Source organism: uncultured Slackia sp. (assembly GCF_944321625.1).
Taxonomy (GTDB): Bacteria; Actinomycetota; Coriobacteriia; order Coriobacteriales; family Eggerthellaceae; genus Slackia.
This window is the reverse complement of record NZ_CALUMA010000058.1, coordinates 1-18749: the sequence shown is the minus strand read 5'-3', so window position 1 is coordinate 18749 and position 18749 is coordinate 1. Positions and strand designations below refer to the sequence as shown.

At 59.4% G+C, this 18749-nt stretch carries 17 protein-coding genes; 5 read left to right on the top strand and 12 right to left on the bottom strand.

What is annotated here, in order from left to right; genetic code table 11:
* Positions 1-189 precede the first annotated feature (189 nt).
* Both Q0J60_RS05580 and Q0J60_RS05575 read right to left on the bottom strand, forming a co-directional pair.
* Positions 190-1356, bottom strand: coding sequence for an acyl-CoA dehydrogenase family protein (locus Q0J60_RS05580; RefSeq protein ID WP_294439338.1), 1167 nt, complete (start codon positions 1354-1356; stop codon positions 190-192).
* A 164-nt stretch (positions 1357-1520) separates the two neighbouring features.
* The gene (locus tag Q0J60_RS05575) at positions 1521-1712 is read right to left on the bottom strand and encodes a hypothetical protein (protein WP_294439336.1); all 192 of its coding nucleotides are present in this window, start codon (positions 1710-1712) and stop codon (positions 1521-1523) included.
* Between the two features lie 139 nt (positions 1713-1851).
* Between Q0J60_RS05575 and Q0J60_RS05570 the strand changes: the two genes are divergently transcribed.
* Positions 1852-2637: an enoyl-CoA hydratase/isomerase family protein gene (locus Q0J60_RS05570; protein ID WP_123209088.1), complete on the top strand. Its 786-nt coding sequence runs from the start codon at positions 1852-1854 to the stop codon at positions 2635-2637.
* 114 nt (positions 2638-2751) lie between these two features.
* On the opposite strand, the gene Q0J60_RS05565 is transcribed toward Q0J60_RS05570, so the two are convergent.
* The 3 genes from Q0J60_RS05565 to Q0J60_RS05555 form a co-directional block, all read right to left on the bottom strand.
* The gene (locus Q0J60_RS05565; protein ID WP_294439331.1) at positions 2752-3003 is read right to left on the bottom strand and encodes an EFR1 family ferrodoxin; all 252 of its coding nucleotides are present in this window, start codon (positions 3001-3003) and stop codon (positions 2752-2754) included.
* Between the two features lie 39 nt (positions 3004-3042).
* Positions 3043-3819 carry a TIM barrel protein gene (locus Q0J60_RS05560; RefSeq protein WP_294439330.1) on the bottom strand — a complete coding sequence of 259 codons (777 nt, stop codon included), beginning with the start codon at positions 3817-3819 and terminating at the stop codon, positions 3043-3045.
* Between the two features lie 94 nt (positions 3820-3913).
* Entirely contained in the window at positions 3914-4387 is a 474-nt protein-coding gene (locus Q0J60_RS05555; RefSeq protein ID WP_294439329.1) for a type II 3-dehydroquinate dehydratase, read from the bottom strand.
* A gap of 354 nt (positions 4388-4741) precedes the next feature.
* Here Q0J60_RS05555 and Q0J60_RS05550 point away from each other — a divergent pair, with 354 nt between their 5' ends.
* Positions 4742-6199 carry a solute carrier family 23 protein gene (locus tag Q0J60_RS05550; protein ID WP_294439327.1) on the top strand — a complete coding sequence of 486 codons (1458 nt, stop codon included), beginning with the start codon at positions 4742-4744 and terminating at the stop codon, positions 6197-6199.
* Positions 6200-6738: 539 nt separating this feature from the next.
* Here the strand turns inward: Q0J60_RS05550 and Q0J60_RS05545 are convergent.
* The 3 genes from Q0J60_RS05545 to Q0J60_RS05535 form a co-directional block, all read right to left on the bottom strand.
* Complete coding sequence (locus tag Q0J60_RS05545) at positions 6739-7623, bottom strand: shikimate dehydrogenase (RefSeq protein WP_294439326.1); 885 nt, start codon at positions 7621-7623, stop codon at positions 6739-6741.
* A 151-nt stretch (positions 7624-7774) separates the two neighbouring features.
* A complete protein-coding gene (gene aroD / locus Q0J60_RS05540) occupies positions 7775-8542 on the bottom strand; it encodes a type I 3-dehydroquinate dehydratase (RefSeq protein ID WP_294439324.1) in 768 nt (255 codons plus the stop codon).
* Between the two features lie 108 nt (positions 8543-8650).
* Positions 8651-9847, bottom strand: coding sequence for an acyl-CoA dehydrogenase family protein (locus Q0J60_RS05535; RefSeq protein ID WP_294439323.1), 1197 nt, complete (start codon positions 9845-9847; stop codon positions 8651-8653).
* Between the two features lie 441 nt (positions 9848-10288).
* On the opposite strand from Q0J60_RS05535, the gene Q0J60_RS05530 reads away from it, so the two are divergent.
* Positions 10289-11227, top strand: coding sequence for a LysR family transcriptional regulator (locus Q0J60_RS05530; protein WP_294439321.1), 939 nt, complete (start codon positions 10289-10291; stop codon positions 11225-11227).
* A 136-nt stretch (positions 11228-11363) separates the two neighbouring features.
* Here the strand turns inward: Q0J60_RS05530 and Q0J60_RS05525 are convergent, their stop codons facing one another.
* The 4 genes from Q0J60_RS05525 to Q0J60_RS05510 form a co-directional block, all read right to left on the bottom strand.
* A complete protein-coding gene (locus Q0J60_RS05525; RefSeq protein WP_294439319.1) occupies positions 11364-11954 on the bottom strand; it encodes a hypothetical protein in 591 nt (196 codons plus the stop codon).
* 87 nt (positions 11955-12041) lie between these two features.
* The gene (gene fadK / locus Q0J60_RS05520; RefSeq protein WP_294439317.1) at positions 12042-13694 is read right to left on the bottom strand and encodes a medium-chain fatty-acid--CoA ligase; all 1653 of its coding nucleotides are present in this window, start codon (positions 13692-13694) and stop codon (positions 12042-12044) included.
* Between the two features lie 72 nt (positions 13695-13766).
* Positions 13767-15008: a CaiB/BaiF CoA-transferase family protein gene (locus Q0J60_RS05515; RefSeq protein WP_294439315.1), complete on the bottom strand. Its 1242-nt coding sequence runs from the start codon at positions 15006-15008 to the stop codon at positions 13767-13769.
* Between the two features lie 357 nt (positions 15009-15365).
* Positions 15366-16676: an MFS transporter gene (locus Q0J60_RS05510; RefSeq protein WP_294439313.1), complete on the bottom strand. Its 1311-nt coding sequence runs from the start codon at positions 16674-16676 to the stop codon at positions 15366-15368.
* Positions 16677-17081: 405 nt separating this feature from the next.
* On the opposite strand from Q0J60_RS05510, the gene Q0J60_RS05505 reads away from it, so the two are divergent.
* Positions 17082-17954 carry an NUDIX hydrolase gene (locus Q0J60_RS05505; protein ID WP_294439312.1) on the top strand — a complete coding sequence of 291 codons (873 nt, stop codon included), beginning with the start codon at positions 17082-17084 and terminating at the stop codon, positions 17952-17954.
* Between the two features lie 245 nt (positions 17955-18199).
* Positions 18200-18673 carry a ribosome maturation factor RimP gene (gene rimP / locus Q0J60_RS05500; RefSeq protein WP_294439309.1) on the top strand — a complete coding sequence of 158 codons (474 nt, stop codon included), beginning with the start codon at positions 18200-18202 and terminating at the stop codon, positions 18671-18673.
* Positions 18674-18749: the final 76 nt, after the last annotated feature.

Below are 18749 nucleotides of genomic sequence, written 5' to 3'. Positions count from 1 at the left end.
CACCTCATGGCGCAGGGACGGCTTGAGCGCACGTTCGACGACAACACCAAGGTATACCGCCACCGCGCGCTCTAGGATGCAATAAGCGAGTATTGAACCGTCGGGCTTATCGACGAGTGCCTTGAATGCGAAAACGTCCGCCATTGCGACGGACGTTTTCGCATGTCATACGAGGAACTAATCCGAGACCTATGCGTTGGTATCGGTGTACTTGCGCATGATCAGCGGCGAGGCGATGCGCACCATGACCTGGTCGGTGCCTTCTGCGATTTGGAAGCCGCGGCAATCCTGCCAGATGGCGGCGACGCGCTTCTCGCGAGTGTATCCGCGGCCGCCCATGATCTGCATGGAATCGCTCGCCACCTGCGTGGCGGCGGAGGGTACGTAGCGCTTCATGAGGGCGACGGTCAGGCGGTCATGAGAGTTGTTGTCGTATTCCCAGGCGGCCTGGTACACCAGATTGCGCATATTGGTCAGGCGCACCTCCATGTCGGTGAGCATCTGCTGGATCTGCTGGAAATCGGACACCCGCTCGCCGAAGGCCTCGCGCGAACGCGCCCACAGCACGGCGTCCTCCATGGCGGCCTGCGCTTCGCCGAGCGCGGTGGCGCACACGAACACGCGGCCAATCTCGAGCAGCTGGTAGAGGCGTCCGAACCCGAACTCGATATCGCCCAGGCGGTATTCCTCCTTTACCTCCACGTCATCGAGCACGATGTTGGCGAAGGGGAGCATCCGCTGGCCGATTTTGGCCTCGGGGTATACCGAGATGCCGGGCAGATCGCGCGGAAGCATCCAGAACGAGAACGCGGGTTTGCCGCTGTCGCTGCGCACGTCGCCGTCGAGCGCAGCGATGAGCAGGAAGGGAGCGAACTCGCCGTTGTTCACGAACATCTTTTGGCCCCGCATGATGAGGCGGCCGTCCTCGGTGCGCACGCGCGTCTGCATGCCGGCCGTGTCGGACCCGCCGCCGGGCTCCGACACGGCGAGCGCGAACGAGAGGCGCCCCGTGTCTTGGTACTGCGAGCGAATGGCATCCACGCGCTGCGGACCTGCGAAGCGCTCGAGGATCTGCAGGTGCAGGAAATCGATATGGAAGGGCAGGGTGGCGCCGGCGACGCGTGCGAGCTCTTCGAGCACGAGCACCTGGGCGAGCATGTCGTAATGCATATGATCACGGCGGTGGATGACGCCGAAGCCGTTGAAATCAAGCTGGACGAACGCCTTCACCACCTCATCGGGAATACCACCGTCGCGCACCCACTGGGCGACCGACAAGAAGTCGAAATGATTGTTCGCGAACGCACGCACCTCGTCGATGAGCGCGTAATGCTCCGCCGTCAGGAAATGATTCATCGGTCTCCCCTTTCCTCTCTCGCAGGCACCGAAGACTCGAAACGTGCCACGATGGGGCACCTAAGGACTGCTTTTTCACACGTCTCAGTCATTGTGTTGCTCTTGATGATGCAGTCTGGCGCATCAAGAAAGTCAATATTCTTGCTGTTCGTATTATAGCGCCGTCAATATCGTAAACCCGTGGGGTTTTCGTTGAAAGAGGGATGAGTGTTGGCGCTGATGAGCGTCGCTTTTTCAGGGTGCTCGAATCCTTGATCTATCGCCTCGCGCGGCATCGCATTGTTGCCATCTGCACTTTCGCTCCATGACGCGAGGGTGCCTGCGATGCCCTCACCATTTCCCGCCGAGCCGCCCATTTTCGAGTATTTCGGGAATACTCAATTTCGAGTGATATGAATTCGACCTGCGTTTTCCTATCGTAGGCGGCGTGGTTCGGACGGCGCAGGATGGCCGCCACGAACCCAAGCCGTACGTTCAAATGAACAAGGAGGAACAATGGCAGATTACTTTGGCACCGACACCGTCGTGTCCGACCTTCGCGAGGATGGTCTGCTGATCATCCGCATCAACCGTCCCGAGGTCGCTAACGCTCTCAATGGTGTCACTTCCGCGGCTATGGAAAACATCATGAACCATGCCGAGACCGACAAGAACGTCCGCGCGATCATCGTGACCGGCACCGGCAAGGTCTTCTGCGCTGGCGAGGATCTCTCCGAGCTCTCCGAGGGCGGCGAGTGCCAGACCGTGACCGAGCACGGCTTCGGCGGCCTGACCGCTCGTCTGTGCTCCAAGCCTGTCATCGCTGCGTGCAACGGCTCCGCTGCTGGCGGCGGCATGGAGATCGCTGTGTCCTGCGACATGGTGGTTGCCGCTGAGAACGCCAAGTTCGGTTGCACCGAGGTTGGCCTGGGCATCATCGCCTCCACCGGCGGCCTGGTGCGTCTCGCTCGCGACATCAACCGCAAGGACTGCATGGAGCTCCTGCTCACCGGCAAGAAGATCAAGGCTCCCGAGGCCAAGGAACTCGGCCTGATCAACTACGTCGTGCCCGCTGAAGAGGTCATGGACAAGGCCATCGAGCTGGCCGAGCAGTGCCTGAAGAACGCTCCTCTGGCCCTCAAGTGGACCAAGTACATCGTGCATGCTGCCGACCAGATGTCCGAAGAGGACGCCATGCGCTACTCCGACGCCGCCTATCGCTTCCTCGAGAAGACCGCCGACGGCATCGAGGGCCCCGCTGCCTTCGTCGAGAAGCGCCAGCCTGTGTGGCAGGGCAAGTAACTTCCATTTCGTTGCTCCTTATCAACGGAAAAGGCACCCATCTGGGTGCCTTTTCCGTTTTTGCGTCTTTCTGATGCCGTCCGGTCGAAGCGATGGGAATCCGCGCGATTGTTCTTAATCCGCTTCGTGCATGCCGTAGGTGATGGCCTCCACGGGGCAGCCGCGCAAGCATCCCAGACAGGCGTAGCAGCGGTCTTTCACCCAGGCGGGTCGGCCGTCCAACATCTCGATGGCGTTGGCGGGACAGAGGCGCGCGCAGATGCCGCACCCGATACACGTGTCAGATGCGTAAAAGTGCTTGGTGGCCTTCACATGGCCGCTTTTCACGCGTTTGAACAGGTGCGCTACGTCTTTCTGGTGCTGCACGGCGTCTTGCCTCCTTCTGCCTCGGGGGGGGGTAGTGCGCTAGAACGCGCGGATCGTTCCGCAGGCGTTCCGTGAATCGCTTGCGGGCGTAAGCTCGAACCCGAGGGTTCCGTTGTATCCGATATCGCTGAGTGCCTGCTTGAAGCTTGCGAAATCGATGTTGCCGGTGCCCGGCTCGTGGCGCCCGCAGGAGTCGGCGATGTGGATGTATCCGATGCGGCTTCCGAGCGCGCGCACCGTGGCGGGGATATTACTCTCCATCTGTTCCATGTGCCAGATGTCGTAAAGCAGGCGTACATGGGGAGAATCCACCTGGTCGATGATGCGGCGCGCGGTTTGGCTGTCATGCAGGTAGCACCCGGGTTGAGTGTTGGTGTTGAGCGCCTCGAGCACAAGGGTGCAACCGGCCTCGCGCGCCATTTTAGCGCCCAAGCGCAGCGTTTCGACTGCTGCCGCGAACTTCTCCTCGTCGGAAAGGTGGCTTGCGGAGGCGGATATCTTGCCATCGGGACCGATGGCGTCCGAATGAACTACGAGCGTGGGGCAGCTCAGAGCCTTTGCCGCTTCGATAGAGCGACGAAGGTAGTCAAGATACCCTTCACGCTCGTCGGCGCAAACGAGCGAATAGTCCTGGTCGCCCGAGATGCTCGCCACGGAGAGGTTATGCGCTCGCAGCTCGGCCGTCACGCGGCCGAGGTCCTTCGTGCTCCAGCTCCAGAATTCGACATGCGAAAAGCCCTCTTTGGCCACCTCGGCAAAGCGGTCGTAAAAATCAACCTCGGTGAATATCTTCTCTATGCAGATCGATTTATCCATGGGTGATCCTTTCGATGCGCAGGAAAAGCAGGCGTAGGCCGGGGCGCAAGGAGCCGGATGCTGAACGGCTACGAGCGGGGCGGGAGAGAGTCGTCTACGCTTCGCGTTCGCTGTCGATGCGAAGCCGGTGGGCCTGCATGGCAATCTTGTAGCTGTCTTTGCCGAAGCCGGCCACCTGCCCGATGCATTCGCGCGACGTGACGGAAGTGTGGCGGAACTCTTCGCGTTTGTGGATGTTGCTCATGTGGCACTCGATGGCAGGCACCAGCTCGTGCACCGATTCGAGCGCGTCCATGATTGCATAGCTATAGTGAGTGTAGGCGCCTGGGTTGATCACGAGGGGGATGGACGTGCCGGCATCTCTCGCCCTGAGATAGAGGCTCTGCAGGTGATCGATGATTGCTCCCTCGCTGTTGGATTGGAAGGCTTCCACGGCAAAGCCGAGCGTGGCGCCGTAGGCCTTGAGCTCCTCGATGAGATCATCGTAGGTTTGGGAGCCGTACTGCTCCTTGTTGCGAATGCCATAGAAATTGTTATTTGGCCCATTGATGATTGCCAACGTTTCCATAAAAGCCCTCGCATTCTGCATCAATTGTGACTTCTCCGCCATTATCGACAACGCGACAAATACGGTGTATGGACAAAATGCACGATTCGTCCGACCATTTCCAAAACCACGTCGCTAATCTAGGGGAATTGGGTAGTGGGGCGGCATCGTTTGAGCGGCGAGAGGTTAAACTATAGAAATTATGGATGAATAAACCGGATTAAATCGGAGTTTTGTCCTTATGATTGTCCGATATATGTTGATATAGTGAACGAGTATACGTGGCTTCGATCACGGGCGTTGTATAAAGAGTTCAAGAGCGCTTTGAAGTGTCGGGGTTCCCAATAAGATCGACGGGAGGACCAGATGGCGTTAATGAAACGTTCGTACGGCGGCATTCAGCCATGTATCAAGGCAGGCCTATTCCGTATTCGCCTACCCTTCATCCACTTCAAGATCTCGCCGCCCGAGATCGCGACCGGTCTGATGAATGCCTGCACCTCTTACGGCGCGCTCGCGGTTCTGACCACGACGCTTGGACTCGAGCCCGAGGTGGCGTGGGCACTTGTCGTTTTGGAAACTGCTCTCTATACCTGCAACTGGCTGTTCGGTGAGCCCTCCATCTGCGGTTGGATTACGCCCGCCATGGCCATCGTCATCCTGTATCTCGAAGGGTTCGACCCCGGTGTGGTGCGCATACAAGCGTTAACGGCGGTGCAATTAGAATTAGCGCTTCTATTCATATTCTTAGGATTAACAGGTCTATCAAAGAAGCTTAACACGCTTGTGCCACCGGCCATCAAAGCCGGCATCGTGCTGGGCGCTGGCGTGAATGCCGTGTACGCCCGTCTGGTCGAAGGCGGCGCAATGGACACCGTCACCTGGGGCTGCCTGGCCGGTCTGGCTGTGGTGTTCGTGCTCATGTTCAGCAAGCGCGTGCGCAAGCATATGGAAACCAACCGCCTGCTGCAGATTCTGGGCAACTACAGCTTCCTGTGGGCCGTGCTCGCGATGTTCATCGTGGGCGGCGTCACCGGCGAGTTCCACTACAACTTCTCCGGCGAGATCATCAAGGTCCCCGATTTCGGTGCGCTGTTCATGGCCGTTTCGCCGTTCAGCATCGGTTTCGCGAGTCTTGATATCTGGATTTCCGCCATCCCCATCGCGCTGATCGCGTGGGTCATCGCCTACGGTGACTTCGTGACCGTGCAGCAGCTTGGCCTGCAGGCGCAGCGCGACGACGAGTACATCGAGTTCGACTCCAACCGTACCAACGTCATCTGCGGCATTCGTAACCTGCTGCTTGCGTTCTTCGCGCCGTATCCGGCGCTCGCCGGCCCGCTTTCCGCCCCGTACTGCGTGGCCACCTACCAGCGCTACAAGCAGGACGGTCGCCAGGGCATGGATTCCATCTACGACGGAAGCGGCACCAACATCATTTTCACGGTTGTGGGCCTGTTCATCTATCCCATCTACGAGGCTGCGGCAGCCGCATCGGCCGCCATGCTCGTCGTGGTGCTTTGCATCCAGGGCTTCGTCTGCGCGCAGATCTGCTTCGATCTGGCCAAAGACAAGCTCGACCAAGGCGTTGCCGGTATGCTCGCGGGCTTCATCCTGGCACGTGGCGGCGGCGTTGGCCTGATTGCTGGCATCGCGCTGTACCTGCTTCTGTGCGACAACAACAAGATTCGTTCCGACTATGCGGGTAACAAGGAAGAGCAGCGCATTGAGGACGAAGAGACTGAGCGCCAGCTCAAGGCTCTGAAAGAGCACATGGAAGCTGCCAGGGCGCAAAGCCATGAGCATCTCGCCGAGGAAGAGGCGAAAAAGTAAGGGCCTTCGGAATAGCCGTATGCACTTTTTGGGCTCGGGACCGTTTCGGTTCCGAGCCCGTTTCATGTGGATGGCAATTATGCGGAGTATGTAATCCGGATTCGCCTCCAAATTTGAGACGCTGACAGTTTTCTTGAGTATGTAATCCGATTTTCGTCTTATGTCATCCACGAAACAGGGGAGAATTACGGAAGAATTTGAAAAACAATCGTCGTGATGACATTTCCCCTGGTGAGTAAAGATATACATATTCTTTTCCCGCTGTTCTTTGCGGAATAAAACCACGAGATGGATTACATACTCGCTGAAATTGACAGCACGTGGCGAATTCGCGATGAAATGGATTACATACTCGAGTTATTTGCCTTTAGCGGGAATCTTTCGGGTGATTGATCGGAAGCTTCAATCTTGGCATGTATGGCAATGGTTCGACTGCCTCTGTAGGGATTATTGTCTTTCCTCGAGGGGAAGGTCCCAGAACGAAAAAAGCGAGACGATGCATCGTCTCGCTTTCCAACGGGGTAGTCGTTGACTAAAGGCTATTCAGAGAACAGCGCCTCGGCGATTTCGTCGGTGGGCATCTCGGCGTCATACCAGATCTTCTCGCCGGCGGCCGCCTGCTCGAGCATCATGCCGATGCCAGGCACGGTGACGCAGCCCAGAGCCTTGGCGTCACGAATCAGGCGCGTCTCGCGCGGGAAGTAGATGACGTCGGCCACGGCAAGGTCAGGGCGCAGGTAATCGACGGGAATCAGCGAATCCTCGCAGCCTTCGCCCATGCCTACGTTGGTGGCGTTCACCAGGATGTCGGATTCCTCGATGCACTTCTTGAGCAGCTCCATGTCGGCGAGGTCGTGCAGCTGAACGTCGCACTCGGTCTTGGCGTTCACGGCAGGCACGAGGCCTTCGGCGACGCGCTCATAGGTGCCGTCGAAGTTGGCGCGTGCGAATGCGTGGATGGTCTTCACGCCGTCGAGCGCTGCCTGGGTGAGCACGGCCGAACCGGCGCCGCCGATGCCTACGAGCGTCATGGTTGCGCCCTTATCAGTCACGCCGTGCTTGCGCAGGTTGGTCATGAAGCCCACGCCATCGGTGTTGTAGCCCTTGAGCTTGCCATCTTTCTTCTCGATGACGTTTACGGCGCCCATGAGCTCGGCGGCCGGGTCGAGCTCGTCAAGATAGGGAATGACGGCGCGCTTGCAGGGCATGGTGACATTGGAGCCGTCCCAGCCTTCGAGCGCGCGCATAGCGGCGAGGGCGGTCTCAACGCCGTCCTCCTTGACATCGAATACGAGGTAGGCCGAGTCGATGCCAAGCTTTTCGAACGAGAGGTTGTGGGTGGCAGGGGAGCCTGAATGGGCAACCGGGCTGCCGATCAGCGAAATGAGATGAGTGTGGCCGGAGATGCGTTCTTTTTCACCCATGGGTTATACCTCCTGATACACGGGTTGGACGGCCGTTGTGGCTCTTTTCGTCCTTCCGCCATAGTACTCGGTTTGCGCGAACATTTCGCCCCATAAAATAGACTATTTGGGACGAAGGAACTCGCATGTTGATATGCGTTTCGTTTGGCTCTTAGCGGGCGTGGATGGTGTGGATGCCCTCCATGAGCGTGCGTGCAAGAGCGATGTCCACCTGGCCAGGAGCAGATGCCTCCTTCACGGCGCAGAACGTCATCGCGGAGCCGAAAACCTCGCCGCAAAGGCGCGAGAGCGCGCCGTAGCGCCCCATGGCCATGGTGATGAGCGGGCCGTTCGCGTAGAGTCGGTGCATTTCCTCGGTAGCCTGCAGCAGGCGCAGCGTGTCGGATGCGTCGTGCGCCATCACGGCAATCTTGGGGATATCGGCTCCCAGCTCCTGGAAGCGGCGCATCTCAGAGACCATCCACTCAACGGAAGGCGTTTTCTCGAAATCATGATGCGAGACGATAACGGCCACGCCGCATTCATGGGCGGCATCGGAAAGCACGCGCACCTGCTCGTCGCCGATCCACGATTCCACGTCTACGATGTCGAAGGCTCCGGTACGGATCATGGCATCGGTGAGCTCGACGTATTCGGGCACAGGAAGCTCCATCTGGCCGCCCTGGGGCGTCGAGCGGAACGTGAACAGAAGCAGCGCGTCACCGAACGCGGAACGCAGCGCCGCCGCATCGAGCGCCATGGAGCGGGCATCGTGCACGTTCTCGCAGAAATCCGCGCGCCATTCGAGACAGTCAGCGCCGGCTTCAAGGGTGGCGAGGCCCTGGGCAATGGCTTCGGAGGCGCTCTTGCCCATGAGCGACACGATGACCTCGGGCGTGCCCTCGCCGATGGAAACATTTCTGATTGATAGTGGCTGCATAGCGACCCTTTCTTTCATATCCGCGCGAGGCAAAAGAAAAAGGCGGCACGCCAGGGGCATGCCGCCTTAATTCAAGCTGCGCAACGCACAGCCGATTCAAGCAACGACTTAGAAGTTGTACTTGATGCGGCCGGCATGCTTCTCGCACTCGCGGGCGATGGTGATGCGCTGGACGCAGGGAGCGCCCTCTTCCAGCCACATAGCACGGCAGTCGCGGTACAGACGCTCGGTCGGGCCATAGGGGGAATCCTCGAAGTAGCCGTCGCCACCAAAGATCTCCAGCATCTCGTCGGAGACGAGCTTGACGGTGTTGATGGAGAAGAGCTTGCAGATAGCGGCCTTCTCGGTGACGTACTCGTTGTGAGGATCGATGTCGAAGTCACGAGCGAAGTCGTAGATGGCGCAACGGAGCACATGAATCATCATGTCCATGTCGGCGATCTTGGCCTTGATCATCTGGCGCTTGGCGATCGGCTTACCGAAGGTCACGCGATCCTGAGCGCGCTTGATGGAGATCTCGAGCATGCGCTGAGCCATACCCAGGTTGGACATAGCGATGTGCACGCGGGAGACAGACAGGGAGTGGATGGCGATCTCCATGCCCTGGCCCTCTTCGCCGAGCAGGTACTCGGGGGACAGCACCAGGTTGGTGAACTTCAGACCAGCATGGCCAGCGCCACGGCAGCCCATCATGTGGGGCATGGGAACGATCTCGAAGCCAGGAGCATCGTTGGGCACGAAGAAGGCGGACAGACGCTCGTTGCCGGACTTCTCGGGGTCGGTCACAGCGATGACGTAGGTGAAGTCAGAGCAGTCGGTGTGGGAGATCAGCCACTTTTCGCCGTTGAGGACGTAGTTGCCGTTCTCGTCCTTCAGAGCGGTGGTGTGCAGGTCAGCACCGGTGCCGCCGTTCTGTTCGGTGATGGCGAAGTTGCAGTAGATGGTCTTGTCCTGGAACTTGTCCATGTACTTGGCCTTGAGCTCCGGCTTGCCGTAGTCGTCAAGGATACGCCAGTTCATGTCAGCGGCATGATGCAGGTGCATGCGCATTCCGCCAGGGCCACGGGAGAACTCTTCCTGGACGCGCAGGATCTCGAGCTCGTTGAGGTCCCATCCGCCGTACTCAGAGGGCAGGTAGAAACGATACAGGTCGTTCTTCTTGGCGAGCTCGTAGAACTCCTCGGGGAAGGTGTTCGTGACCTCGATCTCCTTCTGCATCTCGTCGAAGGGACCCTCCACCAGCTCGCGAATCTGCTTGAGGTACGCCTCAAACTGCTCGTCGGTGATCTTAGCGTTAGGATTCATTCAAACCTCCTTTGTCCAATGGATCCTTGCTTGAGCTTCCTTGCTCTTGCTGATTCACATTATCCGAGCTTTTTGTGGGAAATACAATTCAGTAACACTACAAGATTTCCTTATTAATCATAGATAAAACTAATGATTATGATTTTTACCGGACACAATGAGAAATATGTGTAAAGAAATGCGTGTTTGGGCCACGTTTCAGAGGATTGAGGCGGGGGAGGTGGCGGTCGATTGCACACCCCCGTAGTCCACAGACCATCAGAATGCATACGCACGTCAATCTTTTTGAAAATAATGAGCAAACGCGTAGGCGTGGAAGTGATTTCTCGTATAATAGGCACGGCTTATTGATTGGTTGAATGCATAACCCCCGCTTATGGAAGCATGCCTGATCGAGAAGCGCGTATTGGCCCTTGCATACAAGAACAGGGTGATTCCAGCATGAATCTGTCCCAGCTCTATTACTTCCGTAAACTCGCGGAGCTCCAGCACTACACCAAGGCTGCCAAGGAGCTCTATATTAGTCAGCCGGCGCTCTCCGACGCCATCAAGTCGCTCGAACGCGAGCTGGGCGTGCCGCTGTTCAAGCGTGAGGGTCGCAACGTGCGCCTTACGCGCTACGGCCGCGAGTTCGCCGACTATGTGGGCCGTGCGCTGCGCGAGCTTGACCGCGGCGTGGAAGTCATGCATGAATACACCGGCAAGCTTTCCGGCACGCTCAAGGTGGGTGCCCTCTATACGGTAACGGGTGACTATCTGCCCTCGCTCATCGAGTCGTTCCACGAGAAGTACAGCGCTGAGGTGCACTTCGAGATCATGCAAGGCTTTTCGAACCCGCTGATTCAGGGCCTCAAGGATGATCGCTATGACATCGTGTTCGCTGCGAAGGGCTTCGAGGAAGAGCCCGCGCTGTGCTTCGAGCCCGTATCGGTGCAGGAAGTGGTTGTGGCCGTCAACGAGGAGCATCCGCTGGCATCCAAGGACAGGATCAAGCTTGAAGATCTGGCGGGTCACAACGTGATTACCTATCGTCGCGGCACGCCGGTGGGCGATGAGATGGCCGAGCTTCTGGCCGAGCATCACATTCCTGCGAACTACGAGTTCGACGACGAGATCACGGTGGGCGGCATGCTTTCCGCCGTCAAGGACGATACGTGCGCGCTCGTGCTCAACACCATCGGCCTCAAGCCGTTCTCCAAGGTGGCGGTGATCCCCATCGACGAGAACGAGGTGCCGTACGATTTCCACCAGGTATACATGGTGTACAAGAAGGCCGAATTCAAGAACCTGGCGCTTGAGAGCTTCATCGAGTTCGTGATGGGTCTGGATTCCGGCGCGGCGTTTCCGCATGCGCCCCAAATCACTCAGCAGGAAGAGTAGCGAAAGCGCCGATTCGCACGTTTGTGCTAGTGGGAAATATGGTAACAAGAAAAGGGCCGTCGCATGACGGCCCTTTGGTTTTGCTGCGGTATATGCCAGCGGTCAGCGCCGTGGCGTGCGCCCGTTCGCCAGGCGGTTATTCGTCGAACTTGCCGAACGTGATCATGCTCACGCGGTCGATGGGAATCTTGACGATGCCAACGCCGCTGATGCACGCATAGGCATAGAAGCCGCTCTTGCATCGGAAGGCGCATTCCTCGCACGGCATCTTGTCGCAGTAGGCGAATGCATCCTCATCGGCGAAGGCGAAGATGAGCGGCGAACGTTTCTTTTCGGTCACGTACTTAATCTGCATGCCCGTGAAGGTTTTGACGCACACCCACTTGAGCGCATAGGCCTCCGGGTCATCGATCGACCACGAGAACACGATGCAGTTGTTGTTGAACCCGCCGTCGATGCGGTAGTTGAGCTCGACGCCTTCGGGCAGGTCGGCCAGCGTGACGAAATCCACGTGAGAAGCGCTTACGGCGTCGTCGTGCATGGACGCGTAGGGAAGCTCATGCACGAGAGAGCGGCCGGAGCCGGAGGTATGGGATTTGACCTCGCCGCCGAGGCCGATCAGCACATCGTTGGAACCCTCGGCCGCAAAGAACGGGATATCCTCGGCGGTCACGCGCGGCTTCCACGTGGCATGGGTTCGGGTGATGCGGAATTCCTGGGCGGTCATGGTCAATCCTCTCTATGGTAAGGCGCCTTTCGGGTGGCTCTTCAAAACCTGCGGCGCGGGTAGGTGCAGCCTTGCGACGCCGCTGCGCTATTGCGCGTTTTCTTTCTCGGCCTTCATGCGACGCTCGAGCTCCTGCTGGAGAACGAAACGCCTGATCTTGCCCGTCTTGGTGTAGGGGATGGCGTCGATGAACTCGATGCGCTCGGGCCAGAGGCGCTTGGGAACGCCCTTCGAGCGCAGATAATCCTGGACATCGGGCACCGTGGGGCGCGCGTCGCCCTTGGGCACCACGAACGTGCAGATGCGCTCGCCCAGGCGCTCATCGGGCATGCCGATGGTGGCATGGTTGCCGATGCCGGGGCAGCCGGACACATTGGCGTCCACCTCGCTCACCGAGATGTTCTCGCCGCCGCGGATGAGAATCTCCTTCTTGCGGCCGGTGATGCGGATGCGGCCCTCTTCGTCCATGACGCACAGGTCGCCGCTGTAGAACCAGCCGTCGTCGTCGAGCGCCTTGGCGGTGTTCTCGGGGTCGTTCAGGTATCCCACGAACTGATGGGGTCCGCGCGAGCATTCCTCGCCCTGCTCGCCTAGAGGCACTGGGTTGCGCTTGTCGTCCACGACGCGCACTTCGATGCCGTCGTAGGCTACGCCCGACCAGGCGCCGTCCCACCTGAGGCACTTGTCCAGCGGAACGTAGACGTGCGGGCAGCTTTCGGTGGAGCCGTACGACTCGCACAGGAGGAATCCCAGGGCATAGGCCCTGTCCACCATGATGCTGGGCACGGGTGCGCCGCCGCACAGGTAGAAGCGCAGCGAATCGGCGCGCTTGCCCGTCTTTTCCATGTAGGCGATGATGTCGTGCACGAACGGCGTGGCTCCGTGGGACCAGGTGCAGCCTTCGCGGTTGATGAGGTCCACGGCGTCCTCGGCGGTGAATCGCAGCTCCAAGACGGTGGAGGCTCCCACCAGCATGGTGGCGATGAGGCCATGGAAGAATCCCGTCGCATGGTTGAGCGGGGAAGGCATCCAACACACATCGTCGGGCGTCATGTCCAGCACCGAGATGTAGGCGCGCTCCGAGAACAGGATATTGTTATGCGTGAGCAATACCGCCTTGGGGCGACCGGTGGTGCCGGACGTCGAAAGGATGCAGGCGACTTCGTCGGAAGACGAGGGGGCGGGCTCTTGCAACGGTTCGCAACGTTCGAGCACGTCGGAGAGCGTTGCGAATACGGAATCGTCGCGCGGGGCGTCATGCGGGTCAAGGAGAAGAACCGCCATGTCCCGCGTGACGTCGCATCCGATCTCGCGGAACTGCGCCTCGTAATCCGCCGTCTTGTACACGGTGGGACAGATGTAGACGCGCGGTTTCACGAGGCCGAACGCATAGCTGAGGTCATCGGCGTTGAAGTTGGTGGCAACGGGGTGCATGACCGCGCCCACCTTGAGGCACGCGACGTACACGATGCAGAATTCGACCCATTTGGGCACTTGGAATGTCACGACGTCGCCGTTCTGCACGCCTGCCTCCACTTTGAGCCAGGTGGCCAGGCGCGATGCAAGGCGGTCGACGTCGCCGTAGGTCAGGACGCCGCCAAGGTCGTCCTTAACATAGACGCGGTCGGAGAACCGGGCGGATTGCTCGTTCCAGACATCGCACAGGGTTTTCGTTCCCCAATAACCGAGCCGATAGTAGCGCTCTTTCGCTTCGGCATTGATTTTCAGATCAGTGATCATGCTAGTCCTATCGGATGCGCGATAAAAGAAGGGGCGGGGTAGGCCCGCCCCTTCATGGGAGAAACGTGAGGCTTACGCCTTGCCCTGAAGAACGGCGAGGTCGGTGGCACCCTTGACGGCGCCCTCTTCCTCGGCGGCCTTGATCTCCTCGTCGGTGTAGCCGAGATCCTTCATGACGGCCTCGGTGTCGCAGCCCATCTTGCCGGTGGGAACCAGCGGAGCGGTCTCGCTGATCTCGAACTGGCAGGGGACGGTCGGGCACCAGCGCGGGCCATCGGGATAAGGAACTTCCTTGATGTACTCGTTGATGATGGCGTTCTGGTCCTCGTAGACGTCGGTCGGCGTCTGGGCGGGCTCGCAGGGCATGTCGTTCTCATGGAACATGTCGAGCAGCTCCTGCAGGGTGAACTGGGCAAAGCCCTCGTCCAGGATCTTGACGACCTCAGGCGCAATGCCCTTCTCGTTCACGATGTCGCACACGGAGTAATCCGGATGCTCCGCCAGATCCTCGCGGCCGATGAGCTTCATGACGCGCGGCCAATCGCGGTCGTACTCGGGCAGGCACAGAACGACCCACTTGTCGTCCTTGGAACGGAACACGTTGTTGAGCGGGTTGTTGACCTCGAGGCGGCTCTTGGGATAGGGGTTGCCGTACTGGGCGGAGATCATGCCCACGGACAGCGCGTAGATGGCGGCGTGCTGCAGAGCGCAGGTCACGTAGTCGCCCTGGCCGGTCTGCTCGCGGCCGATGAGGGCGGCCAGGATGCCGGCGGTCAGGAACATGGAGGCCTGGAAGTCGCCATAGCCGTTGGTGGGGATCATGGGAGCGTCGCCCTTGTTGACGGTGGTGCCGAACACGCCGCCGCGGCCCATGTAGCAGGTCACGTCAAAGCCGGCAGCGTCCTTCTCGGGGCCCTTCTTGCCGTAGCCCAGACCATGGCCCATGATCAGGCGGGGGTACTTGGCATGCAGGCTCTCCCAGTCGAGGCCCATCTTGGCCAGCGACTTGGTGCGGGTGTTGGTGATGAACACGTCAGCGTCGGCGAGCAGCTTGTGCATGACCTCGAGGCCCTTCTCGGACTTGAGGTTCAGGCTGATGCAGCGCTTGTGCATGTTGGCGACGTCGAATGCGAGGTTCTCCTCGTCGGAGGAGGGCATGCCGTAGACGACGGCCTGGTTGACGCGGGTGGGATCGCCCTTAGCGGCCTCGACCTTGATGACGTCGGCACCCCATTCGCCGAGCACGCGGCCCGTGGTGGGAGTGGCGAGGAAGGTCGTAAGGTCGACCACCTTAATTCCTTTGAGCGGTTGCATATTGTTTGGCCTCCTTTGCTTCCAGCTATTTGCTGGCTGGTATCTCAAGATGTGGAAGCGTAGTCGAAGCCGCCGGAGGGGTAAGCGCCGCGAAGCATGACGCCAAGCGGGCCGCCGAAACCCGGCGTGCGTCTCGGATGCTGCCGCATCTCGAAAACCACCCTATGTAAGTATTATGGAGTGCCTAGGAGGGTGCGTCTAATCGGTACTCAGGGCGTTTTCCGATGGGTTTCATAGAAGAGTTCTATAGGTTAAAACCGCAGGTGAAAGGCCAAAAATAAAGGAAAGGCAGCCGGACGGGCCGGCTGCCTTTCGCTCGTATGAGGCGGGGTGTTTTAGGCGGGTGTTTGCTTGAAGCTAGTCCTTCATCGGCTTCATAGCGCTCTCGCCGAACTGCTTCTTGTGCTGGCCGATGATGTACAGGGACATCAGGATGGCGAGCACGGAGGCGACGAGCAGGAGGATCATCATGATCCACACAGCGGTGGCCTCGCCAGTGGCGCTAGTCATGGAGCCAACGATGAAGGGCAGGAAGACGGAAGCGAAGCCCATGAACGTGTAGTACATACCAACGTTACGACCACGCGGGCCGGGGCACATCATCTGACGCAGCGTAACGCCGGTCTGGAGCATGCCACCAGCAGCGCCGAAGCCGAGGACGGCGATGGCGACGTAGACGACGCCCGCGCCCAGGCCCAGGGGCAGTGCGAGGATAACGAGGGCCAGCGCAGCTGCGGAGAGGATGGCGTCGATCAGGATAACCTTGATCGGGGTCCAGCGCAGCTTGCCCATCATCCAAGCCCAGAAGAGCACGGCGATGATGGAGCCGGCGGTGTAGATGGAGGTCATGCCAGCGGCAGCGACCGGGTCGAGGCCCAGGTTGTTGATGCCGAAGGACTTGGAGTACTGCTGCGCGCCGTACATGATGAACATGATGACAAAGCCGAAGAACAGCGTGACGAAGTTGGTCATCGCGGTGGGCTGCTGCAGCATGGCGTCCTTAGCAGCCTGGATCTCAGCATCCGCAGCGTTCTTGGCGGCGGAGCCGTCGCCGGACTCGACAGCCTGCTTGCGCTCATCGTCATAGACGAACGGGGTCAGGATGGCGAACACGGTGGCGATAATGGACATCACGATCGGGATCCAGATGTTGATGTGCCAGGAGTCGCCAGAGTTCATAGCGGCGAAGATAGGATAGATGATGCCGGACACGGAGATGACGGCCTTGATGCCGATGGTCGTGGAGGCGGAGTAACGCGGATTCGCCTCGGCGATCGCCGGGTACAGGGCGCCGTCCCAGAAGCCGGAGGTTGCAACACCGGACAGGAAGCCGGCGACGCAAGCGACGGTGGCGTTGTCCGTCACCAGCATGATGACGAACGAGATGATGTACAGAACGCCGCCGAGAACGGCAGGAATCTTACGACCGATGCGGTCGGAGATCTCGCCGCCAATCCACACGGAGACGAACTTGCCTACGCCGGTCCAGGTGATGGCCAGGGACACGGCCGCGGCGCCAGCGGCGGCGTCGGTGAAGCCCCACTGGGTATAGAAGTTAACTTGGTTCTGGCTGAAGATGATAGCCTGCACGCCGTGAGTCAGGTAGCACATGTACACGGTGGCAATAGCGAACAGGTATTTCTTCGCCCTTTCAGCTGCTGCGCTCATTGAGTCCTCCTTATCAAGACTACAGCCGAACTTTTGCCTAAACCCCTCGATGCTTCCCGTAGTCACCGATCCGTCCGCTCATCCTTGCGCATGAGCCGCTCGCATCGCAGAGAACGGGGAGCATCAAACCTAATGCACATTATGCGCACTGAATGCACACAAATCCAATAAGAATTTCCGTATTATTCCCATCAATTCATGGAAACTGGTAATTGAAAGCGGACAGAATTAGAAAATTGCGCCGAAATGTTTACATAGTATTTGTATTAAAGCCAACAGAATCATGAAACTGTGGGGCATATTATGGAGCAAAGGCCCGTATTCTGTCGCCAAGGCATTTTGTTCGATAGGATGAGCCTATCGATCGCGCAATGCGGCTCTTAAATAAAGGAGGCGGAGGACGGCATGACTCTTTTAAGCGAAATCCCAACCGAATCGGGCGGTATCGTATCCGCAGCAGTTTCCGAGGAAGAAGCCGCTCAGGTCAGGAGCTTTTTGGCGTCCGACGGCAGTGCGGTCGCGCCGCGCAACGCGTCTTCGGTCATGCTGGTGCGCGATGCCCCTTCCGTCGCCTCAGGCAAAGAGGTGTTCATGATTCGCCGCGCGTCAACGATGGCGTTCGTTCCGGGCGCAGCGGTGTTTCCGGGCGGCAGCGCGCGCGAGGACGATTACGAGCGCGATATCCCTTGGGTCGGTCCTAGCCCCAAGGAATGGGCTCAGCGTCTGGGCATCGAAAGCGAATCGCTCGCGCGCTCCCTGGTGGTCACGGCCGTTCGGGAGCTGTTCGAAGAGGCGAGCGTGCTGCTTGCGGGCGATGAGTCGTCCGTCGTGTCGTTCGATCCCGCCGATTCCGCCTGGCAGGATGAGCGCAAGCGCCTCGAGGCCCACGAGATCTCGTTCCTGAACGTCATCCAGAACCACGGGCTCGCCCTGCGCGCCGATCTGCTCGCCCCGATTTCCCGCTGGGTGACCCCTCTCTATTGTCCTAGGCGCTACGACACGTTCTTCTTCACGGCGCTGCTTCCTCAGGGGCAAGACGCTTTGGCCCTGACCACCGAGGCGGCGGTTTCGGGCTGGGTCGAGCCCGATGCCATCGTGAGGCGGGGCGACGAGGGCAAGGCGCGCCTGGTTCCCGCGACCGCGTACAACCTCAATAGCCTCGCGCGCGCCGTGGACGCCCATGCGTTCGCGCAGGGGCGCGCGCACATCGACAGGCTTATGATGACCCCCGTCGACGACGGCAGGGGAGGCTTCATCAATGAATGCGTGCTGCCGTAGGGCTCCTGAACCGCGTCAAGCGCCCGTTCTTGCTGTTCGATATGCGGTTTTTCACGTCGTTCTTGTGGAGCGGGCTGCTGATATGGTATAAATGCATCCGCATCCGCGACGGCGGGTGCGCAACAACTTTTTCGCATGTGAGAGAAAGTGGGCTCGTCCCGCTTTCTTTTTGTATGAGCGCCTATTGCGCCTGCGAGCAAGTTGGGAAAAGGTTTACCTATCGGGCAGATACAGAGGGGGTCGAGGTGCTCACATCAAAAGAACAATCGATTCTCGCCGCGCTCGAGCCGCGTGCGAACGCCGAGGGCATCGAGGTGGTGACGATAGAGGTCGTGGGGTCGCGCAAGGCTCCCACCATTCGCGTGTACCTGGACAAGCCCGACGGCATCGCGTTCGACGACATCACGGCGGCCCAGGTGTGGGTGAACGAGATCATGGACGAGCTCGACCCGTTCCCGGGCGCCTACACCCTTGAGGTGAGTTCGCCGGGCATCGACCGCCCGCTGCGCACGCCCGAACATTTCGAGCGTTTCGCGGGCGAGGACGTCTATGTGATGACCGCACATCCCATCGACGGGCAGAGCCGCTTCAACGCGGTGCTCGCAGGCTTCGACGCCGCATCGGGCGAGGTGCTGCTCGACGCCGAATCGGGCCGGGTGGCCGTGCCGCTCGATGATGTGAAGAAGGCCCACGTTAAGGGCAAGATCGAATTCAATTAACCGCGCCCCCTGCGGCGCAACGCTTGTAACTTAAGAAACAACAACCAAGACGATACAAGGAGGACGATCATGGCAT